This window comes from Jonquetella sp. BV3C21, assembly GCF_000468895.1.
Taxonomy (GTDB): domain Bacteria; phylum Synergistota; class Synergistia; order Synergistales; family Dethiosulfovibrionaceae; genus Jonquetella; species Jonquetella anthropi.
In genome coordinates this window covers 59,391-76,044 of sequence record NZ_AWWC01000003.1, presented here as the reverse complement: position 1 = coordinate 76,044, position 16,654 = coordinate 59,391, and the positions used below count along the sequence as shown (strand labels likewise).

Sequence of the window (16,654 nt, the reverse complement as noted above, 5' to 3'; positions counted from 1 at the left end):
TGTCCCGGCCTATGGCAGGGCCGTTTTATTTTGTGAGGGGGAAGTAACGCGATGGATAATCCTTTCCGTCCAGCCAAGACTCTTGACCTGCGTCAGGTAGTGTACGAGAAGATCAAGGCCGCCATCGTCAGCGGGCACCTCGCCCCGGGCGAGAAACTTTCCGAAGTCGATTTGGCTTCCAAGCTGGCGGTTTCGCGCACGCCTGTCCGCGAGGCGATTCGCCAGCTGGTGAAAACCGGCCTCGTGACGCTCACGCCCCGCAAAGGCGCCTACGTGACCTGCCCGACCGCCGAGGACGCCGAGCAGCTTTACGCCCTGCGGGAAGACTTGGAGCGGTTTGCCGTGCAGCTGGTGGCGCGCCGAACGCCCCGAGGGGAGCTTGAAAAGTTCCGCGCCCAGTTTGCCGGCATGAACGACAGCACGACAAAAGACGAGTACCTGCAGGCCGACTACCTGTTCCACCAGTTCCTCTACGAGAGTTCGGGCAATCGGTTTCTTCAGGAGGTCCTCAGCGACCTTGTCGATCAGATCAACCTGTACCGGCCCTATTCGCTGATCGATCAGCGGACGATTCTCGAGCTGGCGCAGGAACATATCCAAGTCATCGACGCGCTGTTGAACGGCGACGGGGATCGAGCTTCCCGGGCTATGGGCGACCATATCCGGCACAACTCGGAGGCCCTTGAGTCCGCCTTGACCAGGGCATGAGTTTCCCCTGCGCCGGGCAGGAATTCCTCAGCAGCGCCCTGCTGTTCGCCGCCTCCCCGCTGGGACTACTGCTCTGGGGGACAGCGCTCTGGCTCCTTTTGGGCCGCCGAAAGCGGTGGCTTGCCGCCGGGCTGCTCGTCTTCCTCGCGGCCTGCACGCCCCTCGGCGGGAAGTGGGCCCTTCGGGCTGTGGAATCCTTATGCCCTCCCCGGTCTGACCAGAAGCCGGCTTCCGTTCTGGTGCTTTCCGGCGGCGCCGTCTTCGACGGCGTGAGGTTCACCGCGTCCCCCGCGTCAGTCCGCCGGCTTCGCTTCGCCCTTCAGCAGACCAACGGCGGGCCGATTCTCCTGTCGGGCATCGAGTCGCCGCTTCTGCTGTCGTGGCTCAGCGAGCGAAAGGACCTTCGGGAAGTTTTAATCGAGCGGTCGTCCCGGACGACCGAGGAGAACTTCCGCTTCTCCGCGCCGATTCTGCGAAAGATGAGCGGCCCGACGGCCCTTGTGACCGACAAGTTTCACATGGCCCGAGCCGCCCTGTGGGCCCGGTTTTACGCGCCGGACGTCCAGTTCGTCTTCGCGCCGGTGCCAAGCTACGCGCCGCCGGTCAGACTGCCGTTTGACCTGCTGCCGTCGTCCAAGGGGCTGGACTACACGACGATGGCGCTTCGCGAGGCGCTGGCCCTGCTTCGGGACCGGCTCTTCATCGCGTTCCACCGGTCATAACCATAAAAGAGCGGCGAGCCGTCAATCCGGCTCGCCGCTCTTTTCGTCTTTCTCCTGAAACCTCCGCCAGAACATAGCCAGCCTGGCGGCAATCCGGGACTCGACGCCCATGCTCCCCGGCTCGTAGAACCGCCGCGGCTTGGGCAGGTACGCCTGAGCCGTCCAGTGGTTGGGGAAGTCGTGAGGGTACTGGTAACCCGGCTGTCCGTTGATCAGGTGCGACGGCACGGCCAGCAAGTCCCCCCGTCGGATCGCGTCCTGCGCCTTGCCGACTGCCAAATAGGCGCTGTTGCTCTTGGGCGCGGCGGCCAAGTACAGCGCTACTTCGCTCAGGATAATCCGCGCCTCCGGCCAGCCGACCCGATCGGCCGCGTCAGCCCCGGCGGTCGCCACGACAAGCGCCTGCGGGTCCGCCAGCCCGACGTCCTCGGCGGCTAGGATCATCAGCCGCCGGGCGATGAACCGAACGTCTTCCCCGCCCTCGATCAGCCGGGCCAGCCAGTAGACCGCCGCGTCCGGGTCCGAGCCGCGAATGCTCTTGATCATCGCGCTGATGACGGCGTAATGGTCGTCCTGCCGCCGGTCGTGCCGGACAAACGCCGCCGGCAGGCTTTTCGTCAGGTCGTCTTCCTCAATCGTCCGACGGCCCGAAACGGCGATCGCCCGGGACAAAAACTCCAGCCGGGTCAAAGCCTGCCGCCCGTCCCCGCCCGCAGAGGCCGCGATCGCCTCGATAACATCATCCGACGCGGACAGCTCCAGCTCGCCAAGCCCGCGTTCCCGGTCGGTCAGCGCGCTCTTGAGGATCTCGACTAGGTCCTCTTTCTCCAGCGGGCCGATCTCAAACACCAACAGCCGGGACAGGAGCGTCTTGTTGATCTCGAACCGAGGGTTTTCGGTGGTCGTGCCCACCAAAATCACCTCGCCCCGCTCCACCGACGGGAGCAGAGCGTCCTGCTGGCTCCGGTTAAAGTGGTACAGCTCGTCAACGAAAGCGATAGCCGATCGGCCGCTCAGCCGCCGCAGGTCAGCCGCCCGATCCACCAAATCCCTAAGCTCGCTCACCTTGGCGCTGACCGCGTTGATCTCCAGAAGTTCCCGGCCGGTGACGCGCCCCATCAGGCGGACCAGCGCGGTTTTTCCCACGCCGGGCGGCCCGTAGAGAATACAGCTCGGCACGTCGCCCTCTTCGAGGAAACGGCGAAGCGGCGCGCCGGGCGCGAGAATCGAGCTATGACCGCGGTACTCGTCCAAGCTCCGCGGCCTCATTCGTTCGGCTAACGGCGTCTCCCAATCAGTCATCGTTTTGCTCCTCCGTCACGGACAAAAGCGGCCAGCGGCCGCCGAGCCACAGTTGAACCGCGTCCTTGACCGACAGGCCGGCGAGCCCGGCAGGCAGGCCCGGGCAGGCCCGCCACATCGGCTCAGCCAGAAGCCCGACGGGCACGCGCACTTCTCTGGCGCCGGAAGCCGCCGCCCGTTCAAGGCTCAGCCAGCCTTCCAGCGACGTCAGGTCGCCGGCTCGGACGAACTCGGAACCGACCTCTGCGCCGTGATATTCCCACGGCACAAACGTTTCCCTCTCGCCGAGCGCGCGAACGAAATCGGTCAGCCGCGGATAGACCGCGTCGGCCCACGAGGCCCACGGGCCGTTCTTTTGGACGAGCGCGGCCCTCATGCAGGCCCGGCGCGCCGCCAACAGCTCGTACACGTAATCGCCGACGACCAAACAGTCTTGAGACCGCACGTCCAGCAGGTCGCACACGTCCCACAGGGCCCGAGGGTCGGGCTTGACGTGCGGCGCCTCGCGGGTGACCGTCACCGGCGGCAGGGTCACGCCGATGTTCGCCGCTGAGCGGTCCAGAGACGACCGGCTGTTGCGGCTCAGCACGGCGTATTTCTTCCCCTGCCGAACGAGCCAGCCCAGAAGGTCCGACGCGCCGGGGACAATCTGGGCGGCGCAGGCGCCGCGAAGCTCCTCGGCTTCGATGGCTTCCCGGCACTGGGAGCGCTCGGGCTCGTCAAGCAGGGCCATTTCTTCCAGCAGGGACGCGTGCCGGCCGCCGAAGAACCGATCCCGTATCGGCTGAAAGTTCAGGCTCGTCTCGGCGATCACGCCGTCCCAGTCCAAGATGTACCCTTCAAATTCATCCAGCGCCAGTTGGGGAACCATTCGCGGACCTCCTTCATCTGAAAAAGAACAAGGCGGAAGAGGCCAGGCCTCTTCCGCCGATCGACTGAACCCGCAATGCCGTGTCATGGTTGTTTTGACCCGATCCAAAAGTTTTGACCCATACGAAGACACCCACGGGCGCTCCCATCCGAGTCCCAATTGAATAGGTTGTTGGCTCAAAACTGAAATCACGATCACGAACACCACAGGAGACCGTCTTCAGCCTGATTATAGCACAACAGGGGAAATTGCAAGCCCCCACTTCAGCTGTTTGACGAAATACAGGCCCGTTGTCCCCGCTCTCCCGGCCGGCCCTTCGCCTCCGCCCGCTCCCACAGAAGAAGGGCGTAGATGACGTCCGACAGCCGGTTGATGTAGGCGAACTGCTCCTTTGTGACGACGCCGGACCGGAGAAGCGGCACAGCCAGCCGTTCAGCCCGCCGGGCGACCGTCCGCGCTAGGTGAAAGGCCGCGTCGGCGGCGCTTTCGCCCGGCAGAAGGAACTCAAACGAATTTCCGCAGACTTGATGAGCCTCTTCGGTCCACCCTTCAAGCTCGGCAATCGCCAGCATCGGCCTGCCCGAATGGGCGAGAACCCCCATCAGCTCGAAAAGGTTTTCCTCCAGCTTTTTCATCCGCTCCTTCACAGCCCCACAGGCGCTTGACGCGCGAGCCAAACCGCAGAACGCCTGACACTCGTCCAGCGTCCCATACAAACAGACCAGCGGATCGTCCTTGGCAAGCCGAGTGCCGTCGTACAGCGACGTCTCGCCGCCGTCGCCGGTCTTCGTCGTGATCCAGACCATCTGTCGAGCTACTTCCCGAGCCGCTGAGAAGCGACGAACTCGGCGCCTTTCTCCCCAAGGGCGCAGACCGCTTCCTTCGGACCGCTCACGCTCGCGCCAAGCCAAGTGCCGCCGTCATCAACTAGGATCTTCTTCTGGACCTCGTACGTCCCGTCCTCGCTCAGCGTGATCGTCACGCACCAGTCGTCGCCGTGCACCGTCAGGAAGTCGGCGCAGTTCTCCCGGTCGGCGACTTCCTCTGACTCGCTTTCTGCCGTCGTGTTGAAGACGTTGAACGAGCCCCACGCCCGAGCGTCCACGCCGCCCGGCGCGGCGAAGATCACGCCGTCACCGTTTGCCGAGTCGGGCTGCTTCTGCCAGTCAGCCGGCGCGGTGACGAAGAAGTTAAACCGCGGCACGCCGAAGTCCTTCAGCTGAGCCTTCTGACCTTGAGGTTTTCCCTCGTCCAGCTGCTCCGCGTCAACCCAGCCGAAGCTTTTCAGGTGATCGGTCACAAACACAATCGTCTTGACATGGCCTAAAACGGTCACCGTTTCTCCGGCCTTGACGGTGCACTCGCCGTTCTCCGAAGTCTCTCCGACCCCCTGCAGAAGGACGTCCTCCTTCAGAACTCCAAAGGACGCCGCCTGAAGGACGCCCGCCCCAAGGACAACCGCCCCTAGCGCCAACAAGAAACGTTTCATCTCGCTCACCTCGCAGATAAATAATCTCACTTGATGGCTGTATCTTAGTTTATCGCGCAGGAGGCCGCAACCGGTCAGCCCTTTTCCCACCCTTCACAAAAGAAAGGCCGCCTTCCGTTTGGAAGGCGGCCTTTCCTTTTCGTCAGCGGAACGCGGCGCAGGTCCGAAGGAAGTCTTCGACCATGAGGGACGCGCCGAGCGGGTGCGTGTGCCCGAAAAGGGCGACGAGCCCTTCCCGGACGAACCCGCCGGGCCAGCGGGAGCCGTTCGACGCTTTGACGGCCCAGACGTTGGCCTGCGGCTCCTCCCACTCCCAGTATCGATACTCGTGGGCCGGGACCGTCCGCCCGTCCATCTCCAACGTGACGTACCCAAACCCGGCGCGACGGTCGGTCCGATAGACCGTCCCGGGCAGGACCCCCCACAGCGGGAGCAGCCGGCCGTCAGTCCTAGCGTTTTCGGCCAAACAGGCCGCGCCCAGCCCTTCGGCCCACAGCGGTAGGCCGGCCCGCACTCGGCTCGACAGGTCGGCGGCCAATGAGCGGTTGGCGCTGACTTTGCTGATAGGGTCAAACGTTCCGCCGCCGCGAATCCACAGGCCGTTTAAATCGTCGGGCAGGCGGGCGTCGTTCATCGGGGAGAACGGGACCCAACTCACGCCGGCCCGTTCCAGTTCGGTCAACGCGGCGGGGTAATCGGCGTCAAACGCTTCGTCGCGGGCCAGCCCGATCCGAAGGGGAACGGGGCTCGGCCGAAAGGCCGGGCCGGCTTCCGCGAGCGGTCGGGCCGTCTGGGCAACCGAAAGCAGCGCCGGCCAGTCGATACACTCCTGCGCCGCTTCGGCAAGCCGCCCGATCAGGGCGCGTGAAGCGGAAGCGTCGGGACAGACGAGCCCGAGCTGCCCGTCTTTGAGCCGGCAGTCGGGCAGTTCCGGCAGATATCCTAGGGCAGGCACGCCGCAGTCGGAGCACGCTTTTTTCAGCAGCTCGGCGTGAGACGGGCCGCCGGTTCGGGTGAAGATGATGCCGCGAACGACCGGCGGATTCCAGAACGAGACGAACCCTTTCACCAGCGCGGCGGCCGATCGGCTGATTCCCCGAGACGGCACGAGCAGGACGACCGGCGTTTCGGTTTCGCGGGCCAGTTGGGCGGCGCTGAGCCGGTCGGTCGAGCCGAGGCCGTCGTACAGGCCCATGGCGCCTTCGATGATTCCAAGGTCGGCGTCCTGACAACTCCGGGCGACGAGCGCCCGAACGGCGTCCGCGCCCAGCAGCCAAATGTCTAGGTTATGGCTCCGCCGGGACATCGCCAGCTCGTGAAGCCGCGGGTCGATGAAGTCCGGGCCGGACTTGAACGGCTGAGCCGTAACGCCGCGGCGGGCCAGCGCCGCAAGCAGGGCCATGACGGCGGTTGTCTTGCCGGTCCCGGAGAAGGGCGCGGCGATCAGCAGGCGGCCGGTCAACGGAGGAATCCCTCGTCAATCCAGCCGGCCAGCTCGGGCGCGCTGTAGGTGATGATCATTCCCGCGCCGGCGCGGATAATGCTCGTCGCCGCTTCGCAGGTCACAGCCCGCTCGTCAATCCAGCCGCGAGCCGCGGCCGCTTTGATCATGCTGTACTCGCCGCTTACCCAGTAGCTGGCGATCGGCAGGTCGGTGCGCGCCCTCAACCGGGCGACGACGTCCAAATAAGCCAAACCGGGCTTGACAATGAGAACGTCGGCGCCTTCGTCCTCGTCGAGCAGAGCTTCCTTGATGGCTTCCCGGCCGTTGCGCGGGTCCATCTGGTAGCTTTTGCGGTCCCCGACGGCGGGCGCGGAGCCGGCGGCCTGACGGAACGGGCCGTAGAACGACGAGGCGAACTTGGCCGCGTAGGAGAAGATAGCCCGGTCGAGAAATCCCTGACGGTCCATTTCCTGACGGAGCGCCGCGACTCGGCCGTCCATCATGTCGGACGGGGCCGCCGCGTCAGCTCCGGCGTCCAGCAGGGAAAGGGCCGCTCGAGCGAGCAGCGGCAGCGTGGCGTCGTTGTCCACCGTCCAACTTCCCCGGTCGTCCTGTTTCAGACAGCCGCAGTGGCCGTGAGACGTGTACTCGCAAAGGCACACGTCGGCGATCAGGGTCATTTCCGGGTGACGGAACCGGGCGCACCGAAGGGCCTGCTGAACCGGCCCGTTCTCGTCCCATGAGGACGAGCCGATCTCGTCTTTGTGGTCGGGCAGGCCGAAGAACAGCAGGGACTTCACGCCCAGAGCCGCCAGTCGGTCGAGCAGTTCGGGCAGCCTGTCCACGCCCCAGTGGTACTGGCCGGGCATGGCGCTGATTTCGTCCTTGGCGTCCCGCTTGGCGGTCACAAACAGCGGGTAGATGAGGCTGTCTTTTGAAACTCTCGTCTCGGCGACGAGGTTTCTCAGCTGAGCCGTCCGGCGCAGCCGTCTTGGTCTGTTGTTCAATTCGCTCTCTCCTTTTGCGCGGCTTTTTCGCTTCGCGCCAGTTCCAACAGCGCCGCCGTCATGCTCTCAAAGCTGGCCTGACGAGCCGTGACGGTCTGAAACCCGAGCTTTTGAGCTTCCTCAGCGGTCGTCGGTCCGATGCAGAGCGCCCGGGCTCCCGGGGCCTTCCATCGCCTGACGAACCCGCGGACGGCCGACGGGCTGGCAAAGGTCACCCAGTCGGCGCTCAGGCTGCCGACCTCTCCGCCGTCCATCTCGTTTCGGTACAGCGGGTACTCGTCAAGCCGACATCCCGACCGGGCCATTTCTCGGCTCAAGACGTCCGTCGCCTCCCACGCGCGAAACGCCGCGGCGCTGGAAGTTTTCCGCGCGGCTAAGGCCTCCGCCAGATGGGCGCTGTCGAAAACGTCGGGCACTAAGTCCACGATGAGGCCACGGGCTTCCAGTTCCCGGGCCGTCGCCGGGCCGACGGCGGCGATTTTCGCGCCGGCAAAGGCCCTCACGTCCCAGCCCTTTTGGGCCAGCCACTGGAAGAAGAACTCCACGCCGTGAGCGCTCGTAAAGACGAGCCACTCGTGCTGTCCCGGCCTGAAGTCCGATAAGGCAGGAGACGAGAAATCAGCCCGCGGGTCGATGGACGGCCGGACGAGAACCCGAGCGCCCCAGCGGGCTAAAGTTCCGGCAAAGCGCGGCGCGTCGGAGGCGCCGCGGGTCACGACGACGGTCAGGTCCTTCAAGGGCAGCATGTCTGAAAAATCTAAGTTCAGCGACGCGACGCCGCCGACGACGGCAAGAGCCGGCGAGGCGACGCCGGCGGACCGGGCCAGACCGGCAATTGAGCCAAGCGTCCCTCGAACCGTCCGCTCCCCTTTCATGCCGCCGCGCTCCACGACCGCCGCCGGGGTCGATTCGTCCAACCCCGCGCCGATCAGACCCTCGGCGATTTCTTCCAACGCGCTCGTCCCCATGAGGAACACGAGCGTGCCGCCGACCGCCGCCAAGGCCTTCCAGTCTGGCTTCCAGCTGCTTCCCCGCTTGGCGTGGCAGGTAATCACCGTCACAGACGAGGCGAAGTCCCGGTGCGTCACCGGGATTCCCCCGCAGGCGGCCGCGCCGAACGCGGACGTTATTCCCGGCACGACGCCCACAGGCACGCCGCAGGACGTCAGGTGACTGAACTCTTCGCCGCCCCGGCCGAACAGGTAGGGATCGCCGCCTTTGAGCCGGACGACGGCCTTTCCCTCTTGAGCCAGACGAACCAGAATGCCGTTGATCTCTTCCTGCGGCACCGGGTGGCTGCCGCTGCTCTTTCCCACGTCGATCAACTCCGCGTCCGGACGGGCGAGCTCGAGGATCTCAGGCGAGACGAGCCGGTCGAAGACGACCGCGTCGGCCCGGGACAGCAGGTCGGCGCCGCGGCGGGTCAGCAGCCCCGGATCCCCGGGGCCGGCGCCCACAAGCCACACGGCGCCGGTCACAGTCCGTCTCCCCGGCGTTTGAGCCGGTCGGCCAGCTCGGCCGCCAAAGAGGGGCCGTCGGCGGCCGGGCCGGAAATTTTCCCTGAAAGCGTCTTCCCGTCAGGCCGCACGTACAGGCCGATCATCTCGATCGTTTCTCCGTCCACTCGCGCGTACGCGCCATGCGGCGCGGTGCAGCCACCGTTCAGTCGGTCGATGAAGGCCCGCTCGGCCAAGCAGCAAGTTCTCACGGCCGGCTCGTCGAGCTGGGAGACTAGGTCAAACACAGGACCGTCGAAGGGACACTGAACGGCCAGCGTCCCCTGTCCGGCCGACGGGATCATTTGATCGGGCGAAAAGACCCGGCTCACCCGCTCTTGGAGGCCCAGCCGCCTGAGACCGGCTTCGGCCAGTATCAGCGCGTCAAACTCACCGCCGTCCAGTTTGGACAGCCGGGTCCGCAGGTTGCCCCTCAATGGGACGAACTGGGCGTCCGAAAAGAGCGCCCGCCCTTGGGCGATCCGCCGGGCGCTGGACGTGCCGATTCTGACGGGACGGCCAGTCAGGCCGGGCCGAAGCACCAGACAGTCGAACGCGGTCTGCCGGTCCATTAGGGCGGCAAACGCCAGCCCGTCCGGGCAGGACGACGGCATGTCCTTCAGGCTGTGGACGGCCAAGTCCGCCTGCCCTGACAAAATAGCCCGCTCCAGCTCCTTGACAAAAAGGCCCTTGCCGCCAGCCGACTCAAGCCGCCGGTCGGCCACCGCGTCGCCTCTGGTTCGGAACGGGATAATCTCCACGTCAAACCCGGTCGCCTCGTGCAGGCGTTCGGCCACGAGCCGGCTCTGAGCCATGGCCAGCTCGCTTTCCCGGCTGGCCAGCCGAAGAGGCCGGCCGAGCGGCACGTCCCGGCACATCTGAGGCCATGCGGCTCGAAGGCGAGCCGCCAGCTTGGCCGTGCGGGCCGGCGACAGGCTACTGGTCGAAAGGGCCGCTACGTCGCTGCCGAGCCTGACGACCGCGGGAAAGACGAAGTCGTTCCCCTGCCGGCTGTCCGCCCGGTTGACCGGTATGCCGAGCCGCCGGGCCGTCTGGACGATTCGCCCGTTGATCGACGGGTCGTCGGTCGCCGCCAGCACAACCGTCGCGCCGTGACAGTCGCTTTCCTGCCACTGGCGCGCGCACCAGGTAAAGCCGTCGCGGCCGGAAAGCTGCTTTGACGCGGCGCACAGCTCCGGCGCGACCATGAGAACCCGAACGCCACAGGAGAGCAGCGCTCTGGCCCGCCGAGCCGCCACCGGGCCGCCGCCGGCCAAGAGGACAAAGCCATCGTTCAGGTCAAAAAACAGCGGCACGAGCGCCTTCTGCTCCGGCACGTCCTCCCGCGCCGGGGCGGTAAGCTCGCCGCCGGTGATATTTTTCAGCGACTGGACAATTCGTCCGGCGTCAACCGCCTCGTCCCCCTCAAGGGGGCGAGAGATCACGACGAGCCCCACACCCAGCGCCTCGGCGGCTGCGACCTTCTCAGGCGCGCCGCCCGCCGCGCCGCCGTCTTTTGTCACCAGCCACGCGGCGCCGCTTTCTTTGAGCTGAAGCTCGTTGGTCGCCTGAGAGAACGGCCCGGTCATGGCGATGACGTTCGCCGGCCCCAGCCCGAGGGCGAAGCACTTTTCAAGCGACGCGAGCGCCGGCAGGATTCTGACGGTCAGCCGCTCGCCGGCGCCGCGCAGCGCGGCGAACGGCTCGAGCTCCTTGCTGCCCACGGTCAGGAATATTTTCCCCGACGTGTTTGCCAAAAACTCCGCCGCCAGAGCGGCAGTCGGGAACACCTTCGCGCCAGCCGGCAAAGGGGTCGCCGCCCGACCGAGGCGAAAGAACGGCACGCCCGCGCGGCGCGACGCCTCTCGAGCGCAGGCGGTCACCTGTTGGGCGTAGGGGTGGGAACCGTCGACGACCGCCAAAAACTTTTCCTGAGCCAGCAGGCCTTCCATGGCGGCCTCATCAAGCCGCCCGGCCCTCACCTCAAGGCCCGGTCGCTCGCCCCAGAACGAAAGCCCTTCCGGCGTGGCGACCGTGGCCAGCAGTGAAAAGCCCTCGGCGACCAAGATGTCGGCCAGATTTTTGGCGTCCGACGTGCCGCCGATCAGCCAAATTCGTCTCATGCTTCCGCCTCCCGGTATCCTCTCGGCGTGACGAGCCGGCCGTTCAGCCGCTTGGTCTGCGAGTTGCCGATAATCACGGTGGTGAACATGTCGAGGGTCTGACAGCGAAGCTGTTCCAGCGTCCCGACGTGAACCGACTCGCCCGGGCGGCCGATGTTCCTGACCCACCCGGCAGGCGTTTCGCCGCTTCGGCAGATTAACAGCCTGTCGCAGGCCAAGCGCAGCACGTCAGGCCGGCCGCGGCTGGCCGGGTTGTACAGACACAGGATAAAGTCCGCGGCCGCGGCCGCGTCGAGCCGCCGCTCGATCAGGCTCCACGGCGTGAGCCGATCGCTCAGGCTCACCACCGCGAAGTCGTGCCCCAACGGCGCGCCCAAGCGAGCGGCGGCCGAACAGGCGGCGGTGACGCCCGGTATGATCTCCACCTCCGGGCCAGAAGTGCCGCACAGCTGGAGAACGAGCCCGGCCATGCCGTAAACGCCCGGGTCCCCGCTGCACACGACCGCCACGTTCTTTCCGCTTCGCGCCAGCTCGACGGCCCGTCGGCACCGCTCCACTTCCAGCGTCATGCCGGTCGACTCGGTGGGCTTGTGGGGGAACCGCTCCCTGACTAAATCAATGTAGGTCGAGTACCCCACTAGGACGTCCGCTTCCTCCATGGCCGCCAGAGCCCGGGGCGTGCACTCGTCAAGCGTTCCGGGCCCCAGCCCAAGAACTCGTACCAATCCGCTCACCGACTGTCCTCCCCTCCAAGGCGGGCCAAGGCAAACGTGACCCCTGAGCCTTTCCACTTGCCCTCGACAAGACGCCCGCCGCCGCTGACCGCCATGGCGGCGCGCTCACAGACGCAATCAACTCCGACGTTTGATATAACCCATTCCGATCGGCTGAAATTCCCCAGCAGGGCCATCAGCCCGTCGGCCGAGAAAAACTGCGGCGCGGCTGAAAGGCTTTCGGCCAGAGCCAATAAGCCGGGCTCGTTCTTTTTGAGGTCGACCGAAGCCACCCGGACGATCGACCGAACGGACCAGCGGACCGCCGACGCGAAACGCTCCAGCTCGGCTTTCAGGGCCTGAAACGAGACGCCCCGGCGGCACCCCACGCCGAGGGACAGAACCGGCGGCCTGAGCCACAGGGTCCGCTCAAAAGGATCCGAGAGGATCCGCGCGCTGCACGCGGCGCCGACCGGGCCTTCGGCCCGGGCCTCGAAACCGTCGGGGACTTCGATGTCCTCGTCGCTCCACCAGCCGGGGGCGCCGCCGTCCAAAAGCAGCGCCGAGACCGGCGCGATCAGCGGCGGGTTTTCTATCCTCAATCCCCGATCCGCCGCCCATGTGTCGATAGCCGTCAGGCCCCGGCCGTCGGTGGCCGTCGTCACGACCGCTGCCCCGCCCAGCGCGTCGGCCACTCGAGCCGCCAGCCGGTTTGCGCCGCCCAGATGCCCGGAAAGAAGCGACACGACAAACCGGCCGCCGTCGTCAGCGACCAGCACGGCCGGGTCCGTCGTTTTGCTTCGCAGGTGCGGCGCGACCAGCCGAACGGCCAAGCCGCAGGAGCCGACGACCACCAAGCAGCGGCAGGAGTTGAAGTGCTCCTTCGCCCAGCCGGAAGAGCTTTCGACGGCGGTCACGCCTTCCCCGGCCAGCCGGGCCGGGGCCGAGAGGGAAACGCTCCACCCCCAGGACTCAAAGAGTCCGGCGATCCGACGGCCCAAGGCGACGCCGGCGGCGCTGAACGCCACGATCCCCGCGTTCACTCTTCTGACTTCCTATAGCCGTGGCCGAACGACCGGTCGTACAGCAGAGACGTCTGGACAGGCGCCCGCGACAGGGCGCCGCCTACCAGAATCATCGTCGTTTTTGTCATGCCGAGGCGGGCCATCTCACCAGCCAGATCGTCCAGCGTCGTTTCGGCCGTCCGCTCGTCGGGCCAGCTGGCCTTGTAGACCGCGCAAGCGGGAGTCGAGCCGGGTAGCCCGGCGTCAAGAAGCTCCTGAACGGCCTCTTTAACCAGACCGGCCGAGAGGAACAGCACCATCGTAGAACCGCACCTCGCTAAGTCGCTGAGCCTCTGGCCGTCCGGCACGGGCGTTCTGCCCGCCTGCCGGGCCAGTATCACCGACTGGCTGACGCCCGGCCGGGTCAGCTCGGCCCGAAGCGCGGCGGACGCGGCACAGAACGAACTGACGCCGGGAACGACGTCGTAGGAAATTCCCAGCTCGTCCAGCCGGTCCATCTGCTCCCGAATGGCTCCCCACAGGCACGGGTCGCCGGTGTGAAGCCTGACCGTGACGCCGCCCCGGGCTTCGCCTTCCTGCAGCGCGAGAATAATTTCGTCCAAGCTCATGGACGCGCTGTCGAGAACGACGCAGGACGGCGGGCAGAACGACAGCAGCGCCGGGTTGACTAACGACCCGGCGTAGACGACCGTTGACGCCCGCTTCAGCAGCTCGGCGCCCCGGACCGTGATGAGGTCAACGGCGCCTGGGCCGGCTCCGACAAAATGAATCATTTCCCCGTCTCCTCCGCCGTGACCGCGTACCACAGGGTCACAGGATTCTGCGCCCGATTCAGGTGAACTCGGCCGATCTTCTGGTGTTCCGTCACCGTCAGCGTGACGGCTTCCGCGCCGACGAAAAGCGGCGGCACGAGACATCGGGCCGCCTGCGCCGACGTCTCGATGGTGGCCGACGAGACGACCACAGAAATTCCGGCGCCCCGAGCGGCGACGGCCTGTAAAATCTCGTCCAGATTTCCCGACGAGCCGCCGACGAAGACCCGATCGGGCGACGGAAGGGCCTCTAAGGCCTCGGGCGCTGTCCCAGCGACGACTTTGACGTTGTAGGCGCGGAGAGCCGCGGCGTTCGCCCTGATGAGTTCAATCCCCTCCGGCTCGCGCTCGACCGCCCAGACGATCCCTTCCGGCGCTGCCAAAGCCAGCTCAACCGAGACCGAGCCTGTTCCGGCCCCGACATCCCACAGCACGTCGCCCGGCTGGGGCGCGAGGAGCGACAAAATCTGCGCCCGGACAAACCGCTTTGTCATCGGCACGTGGCCGCGGGTGAAGCTCTCGTCTTTCAGCCCCGGCCAAAAGCGGCCGGACGGCGAGCCGTTGAGGAACCGGGCGACCGACATGCCGCCAAACGGCAGGTCAGCCAAGTCCCGCGCGGCCCCCGAAGCTATCCGTTCGTCGTCGTGGTCCAGCCGCTCCCCGGCGGCGGCAGAGACGCCGCCGAGGCCGAACTCTTCCAGAACACGGCACGCCCACGCGGGCGTGTGGTCTTTGTCGCAGAACAGGACCGTCAGCCGGTTGGCCTTCACAGTCCCGGCCAGCCGTTCGCCGGTCAGATCCCGGCCGTGGCCGCTCAGAACAACCGCCCCTTCCCAAGGCTCTTTCAGCTTGGCGAACAGGCTTTGAAGGGCGCCGGAAGCGGGCAGAACTTCCATCGCGTCCGGGCCGAACCGTTTTCGGAGCCGGTCAAGCAGGCTGAACAGGCACGGGTCCCCTGTGACTAACAAACCGACGTCCCCTTCGGCCAGCGCCCATTCCAGCTCGTCGAGGGACGGGTCAAGTTTCGGGCCGAACGGCTCGACCGGCCGGCCCAGCAGGCCCGACAGGAGACGGCGCGGCCTGTCAAACGCGTAGACTTTCGGCAGAGAACGGGCCAGCTCAAGGCACCTGAGGGGAACGCCGCCGGGGTTTCCCGGCCCGGCCCCTATGACAAAGAGTTTTCCCATACCGCCTCGTCCTCCCTGATCTCTGACGCCAGCTCTTCCAGTCCCGCCGACGCGCCGAGCAGCTGGCCGTCGTTGTCGAGGAATGCCGTCTCTATCCGCACGTCGCCCCACAGGTACGCCGCCGCTTTTTTCTGGGCCGCCAGCGCCGCCCGGCCCCAGACCGACTCCAAGCCGGCCCGGCAGAGGATCTCCCGGACCGCTTCGGTCGTCGTGGCCGCGTAGATGTCGTTCAATACCGGCAAGGGCGCGCCTTCGAGCGCCGCGAGGGCGCAGAGCGTTTCCATTCGCCCGTCGGCAACCCGGCTGTGAGTCTGGAATATCCCGGCGGACAGCTTAATCATCTTGCCCGAGTGACCGGCCAGTATGAGGCCGGTCACTTCCAGCCGGCGGGCTTCCCGCAACATGAACCCGACCTCGTTGCCCATCTGGACCGTGCTGGACGGGCCGAGCTTCAGCAGCTTCTGAGTCATCTCCTCGCCCATGTTGCCGAAGACGAAGACAAAACGCCGCCGGCCTTTGGCGGCTTTGACGTCCAAGTCCGCCTTGAAGGTGGCTTTCAGCGCCTCTTCGCTCATCGGGCGGACGATGCCCGACGTCCCCAGCACGGAAAGCCCGCCGACGATTCCAAGCCGCGGGTTGTAGGTGCACCCCGCCACCGTTTCGCCGCCGGGAATCGAGACTGTAACGTCGGCGCCGCGGGGCAGCACTTCAAGGACCGCTTGGGCGATCATCTGCCGAGGAACCGGGTTGATGGCCGGCTGGCCCGGCTGAACTTTCAGGCCCGGGCCTGTGACGGTCCCCACGCCAGCGCCGGCGCAGAACGTCACCTGACCGTCCGTTCGGGGACGCACCCGGCTCTGGACGGTCAGGCCGCTCGTCACGTCCGGGTCGTCGCCGCCGTCTTTGACGACGCCCGCTTCAGCGCCGCCCGGGCAGGCTCGAACCCACGCCACGTCGACGGACAACTTCCGCGCCGGGGCGTCCACCGTGACCGAGTCGACGATCCGCCCGTCCCGGATAAAAAAAGCGGCCGCCGCCGCGGCCGCCGCCGCGCAGCTTCCGGTCGTCACGCCCTCGCGCAGAACCCGCTCGGCTCTCATCGAGTCAGTCCGTAGGCCAGAGCGTTGACGATAGCCGCCGCCACGTTGGAGCCGCCCTTGCGGCCCATGGCAATGATGCGCGGCACGTCCAGAGCCTTGGCCATTTCCTTGGACTCGACCACGTTCACGAACCCGACCGGCACGCCGATAAGGAGCGCCGGGCGGACCTGCCCGGCCTGAACGAGCCGACACAGCTCGACGAGCGCCGTCGGGGCGTTGCCGATAGCAAAAATGGCTTCCGGCGTCTCGCGCGCGGCCCGTTCCATGGACACGACGGCCCGGGTGACTCCCCGTTCTTTCGCCTCCCGCGCCACGTCCGGGTCGGCCATTCGGCAGACAACTTTGCAGCCCAGCAGGTTCATCGCGTGAGAGGATATGCCGCTTTTTGCCATGTTGGTGTCAGTCACCACCGTCGCGCCGCTCGACAGGGCCCTTCGGCCCGAGCTGACGGCGTCGGGCGAGACGAACAGGTTATCCAAGTAGTCGAAGTCGGCGGACGTGTGAATGACCCGCTGAAAAAGCGGCAGCTGGTCGGCTGGAATCAGCTTGGCCCGGTCGCCCATTTCCTCCAGAATGATTTCAAAACTTCGGCGCTCGATCGCGTCAGGCGGCAAAAATTGAATCACGGCCGCTCCCCCTTTCTCGCCGGTTCGGG

Annotated in this window: 16 protein-coding genes; 2 read left to right on the top strand and 14 right to left on the bottom strand. The window is 66.4% G+C overall.

The features are described 5' to 3' along the window. Positions 1-51 precede the first annotated feature (51 nt). Together HMPREF1249_RS00770 and HMPREF1249_RS00765 are read left to right on the top strand one after the other, a co-directional pair. Positions 52-708 carry a GntR family transcriptional regulator gene (locus tag HMPREF1249_RS00770; protein WP_021775647.1) on the top strand — a complete coding sequence of 219 codons (657 nt, stop codon included), beginning with the start codon at positions 52-54 and terminating at the stop codon, positions 706-708. Further along, a complete protein-coding gene (locus HMPREF1249_RS00765; protein WP_008520014.1) occupies positions 705-1,430 on the top strand; it encodes a YdcF family protein in 726 nt (241 codons plus the stop codon). The genes HMPREF1249_RS00770 and HMPREF1249_RS00765 overlap by 4 nt, the downstream gene beginning before the upstream one ends. 21 nt (positions 1,431-1,451) lie before the next feature. Here the strand turns inward: HMPREF1249_RS00765 and HMPREF1249_RS00760 are convergent, their stop codons facing one another. The 14 genes from HMPREF1249_RS00760 to HMPREF1249_RS00690 form a co-directional block, all read right to left on the bottom strand. Beyond that, complete coding sequence (locus HMPREF1249_RS00760; protein WP_008520012.1) at positions 1,452-2,732, bottom strand: replication-associated recombination protein A; 1,281 nt, start codon at positions 2,730-2,732, stop codon at positions 1,452-1,454. Beyond that, positions 2,725-3,603 carry an HAD family hydrolase gene (locus tag HMPREF1249_RS00755; RefSeq protein WP_008520010.1) on the bottom strand — a complete coding sequence of 293 codons (879 nt, stop codon included), beginning with the start codon at positions 3,601-3,603 and terminating at the stop codon, positions 2,725-2,727. The genes HMPREF1249_RS00760 and HMPREF1249_RS00755 overlap by 8 nt, the downstream gene beginning before the upstream one ends. A gap of 263 nt (positions 3,604-3,866) precedes the next feature. Continuing rightward, complete coding sequence (locus tag HMPREF1249_RS00750; protein ID WP_021775652.1) at positions 3,867-4,409, bottom strand: cob(I)yrinic acid a,c-diamide adenosyltransferase; 543 nt, start codon at positions 4,407-4,409, stop codon at positions 3,867-3,869. Between the two features lie 8 nt (positions 4,410-4,417). Then, the gene (locus tag HMPREF1249_RS00745; RefSeq protein WP_008522319.1) at positions 4,418-5,092 is read right to left on the bottom strand and encodes a hypothetical protein; all 675 of its coding nucleotides are present in this window, start codon (positions 5,090-5,092) and stop codon (positions 4,418-4,420) included. A gap of 142 nt (positions 5,093-5,234) precedes the next feature. Beyond that, the gene (locus tag HMPREF1249_RS00740) at positions 5,235-6,554 is read right to left on the bottom strand and encodes a cobyrinate a,c-diamide synthase (RefSeq protein WP_008520003.1); all 1,320 of its coding nucleotides are present in this window, start codon (positions 6,552-6,554) and stop codon (positions 5,235-5,237) included. Then, positions 6,551-7,543 (bottom strand): porphobilinogen synthase, encoded by a 993-nt coding sequence (gene hemB, locus HMPREF1249_RS00735; protein WP_021775658.1) that lies wholly within the window; start codon positions 7,541-7,543, stop codon positions 6,551-6,553. The genes HMPREF1249_RS00740 and hemB overlap by 4 nt, the downstream gene beginning before the upstream one ends. Next, positions 7,540-9,021, bottom strand: coding sequence for a uroporphyrinogen-III C-methyltransferase (gene cobA / locus HMPREF1249_RS00730; protein ID WP_021775643.1), 1,482 nt, complete (start codon positions 9,019-9,021; stop codon positions 7,540-7,542). Before cobA ends, hemB begins: the two co-directional genes overlap by 4 nt. After that, positions 9,018-11,162: a hydroxymethylbilane synthase gene (gene hemC / locus HMPREF1249_RS07765; RefSeq protein WP_021775641.1), complete on the bottom strand. Its 2,145-nt coding sequence runs from the start codon at positions 11,160-11,162 to the stop codon at positions 9,018-9,020. Before hemC ends, cobA begins: the two co-directional genes overlap by 4 nt. Then, the gene (gene cobJ, locus HMPREF1249_RS00715) at positions 11,159-11,896 is read right to left on the bottom strand and encodes a precorrin-3B C(17)-methyltransferase (RefSeq protein ID WP_008522309.1); all 738 of its coding nucleotides are present in this window, start codon (positions 11,894-11,896) and stop codon (positions 11,159-11,161) included. The genes hemC and cobJ overlap by 4 nt, the downstream gene beginning before the upstream one ends. Next, positions 11,893-12,918 (bottom strand): cobalt-precorrin 5A hydrolase, encoded by a 1,026-nt coding sequence (locus HMPREF1249_RS00710; protein ID WP_008522307.1) that lies wholly within the window; start codon positions 12,916-12,918, stop codon positions 11,893-11,895. Before HMPREF1249_RS00710 ends, cobJ begins: the two co-directional genes overlap by 4 nt. Beyond that, positions 12,915-13,673 (bottom strand): precorrin-4 C(11)-methyltransferase, encoded by a 759-nt coding sequence (cobM, locus tag HMPREF1249_RS00705; RefSeq protein ID WP_008522305.1) that lies wholly within the window; start codon positions 13,671-13,673, stop codon positions 12,915-12,917. Before cobM ends, HMPREF1249_RS00710 begins: the two co-directional genes overlap by 4 nt. Continuing rightward, complete coding sequence (locus HMPREF1249_RS00700; protein ID WP_021775640.1) at positions 13,670-14,899, bottom strand: bifunctional cobalt-precorrin-7 (C(5))-methyltransferase/cobalt-precorrin-6B (C(15))-methyltransferase; 1,230 nt, start codon at positions 14,897-14,899, stop codon at positions 13,670-13,672. The genes cobM and HMPREF1249_RS00700 overlap by 4 nt, the downstream gene beginning before the upstream one ends. Continuing rightward, the gene (gene cbiD / locus HMPREF1249_RS00695; RefSeq protein ID WP_008522301.1) at positions 14,878-15,999 is read right to left on the bottom strand and encodes a cobalt-precorrin-5B (C(1))-methyltransferase CbiD; all 1,122 of its coding nucleotides are present in this window, start codon (positions 15,997-15,999) and stop codon (positions 14,878-14,880) included. The genes HMPREF1249_RS00700 and cbiD overlap by 22 nt, the downstream gene beginning before the upstream one ends. After that, positions 15,996-16,625: a precorrin-8X methylmutase gene (locus HMPREF1249_RS00690; RefSeq protein ID WP_021775639.1), complete on the bottom strand. Its 630-nt coding sequence runs from the start codon at positions 16,623-16,625 to the stop codon at positions 15,996-15,998. Before HMPREF1249_RS00690 ends, cbiD begins: the two co-directional genes overlap by 4 nt. Positions 16,626-16,654: the final 29 nt, after the last annotated feature.

Excerpts from the sequence above, each read along its gene's own strand:
- HMPREF1249_RS00770 (WP_021775647.1), top strand. The coding sequence starts at position 52 with ATGGATAATCCTTTCCGTCCAGCCAAGACTCTTGACCTGCGTCAGGTA.
- HMPREF1249_RS00765 (WP_008520014.1), top strand. The coding sequence starts at position 705 with ATGAGTTTCCCCTGCGCCGGGCAGGAATTCCTCAGCAGCGCCCTGCTG.
- HMPREF1249_RS00760 (WP_008520012.1), bottom strand. The coding sequence starts at position 2,732 with ATGACTGATTGGGAGACGCCGTTAGCCGAACGAATGAGGCCGCGGAGC.
- HMPREF1249_RS00755 (WP_008520010.1), bottom strand. The coding sequence starts at position 3,603 with ATGGTTCCCCAACTGGCGCTGGATGAATTTGAAGGGTACATCTTGGAC.
- HMPREF1249_RS00750 (WP_021775652.1), bottom strand. The coding sequence starts at position 4,409 with ATGGTCTGGATCACGACGAAGACCGGCGACGGCGGCGAGACGTCGCTG.
- HMPREF1249_RS00745 (WP_008522319.1), bottom strand. The coding sequence starts at position 5,092 with ATGAAACGTTTCTTGTTGGCGCTAGGGGCGGTTGTCCTTGGGGCGGGC.
- hemC (WP_021775641.1), bottom strand. The coding sequence starts at position 11,162 with ATGAGACGAATTTGGCTGATCGGCGGCACGTCGGACGCCAAAAATCTG.
- cobM (WP_008522305.1), bottom strand. The coding sequence starts at position 13,673 with ATGATTCATTTTGTCGGAGCCGGCCCAGGCGCCGTTGACCTCATCACG.
- HMPREF1249_RS00700 (WP_021775640.1), bottom strand. The coding sequence starts at position 14,899 with ATGGGAAAACTCTTTGTCATAGGGGCCGGGCCGGGAAACCCCGGCGGC.
- cbiD (WP_008522301.1), bottom strand. The coding sequence starts at position 15,999 with ATGAGAGCCGAGCGGGTTCTGCGCGAGGGCGTGACGACCGGAAGCTGC.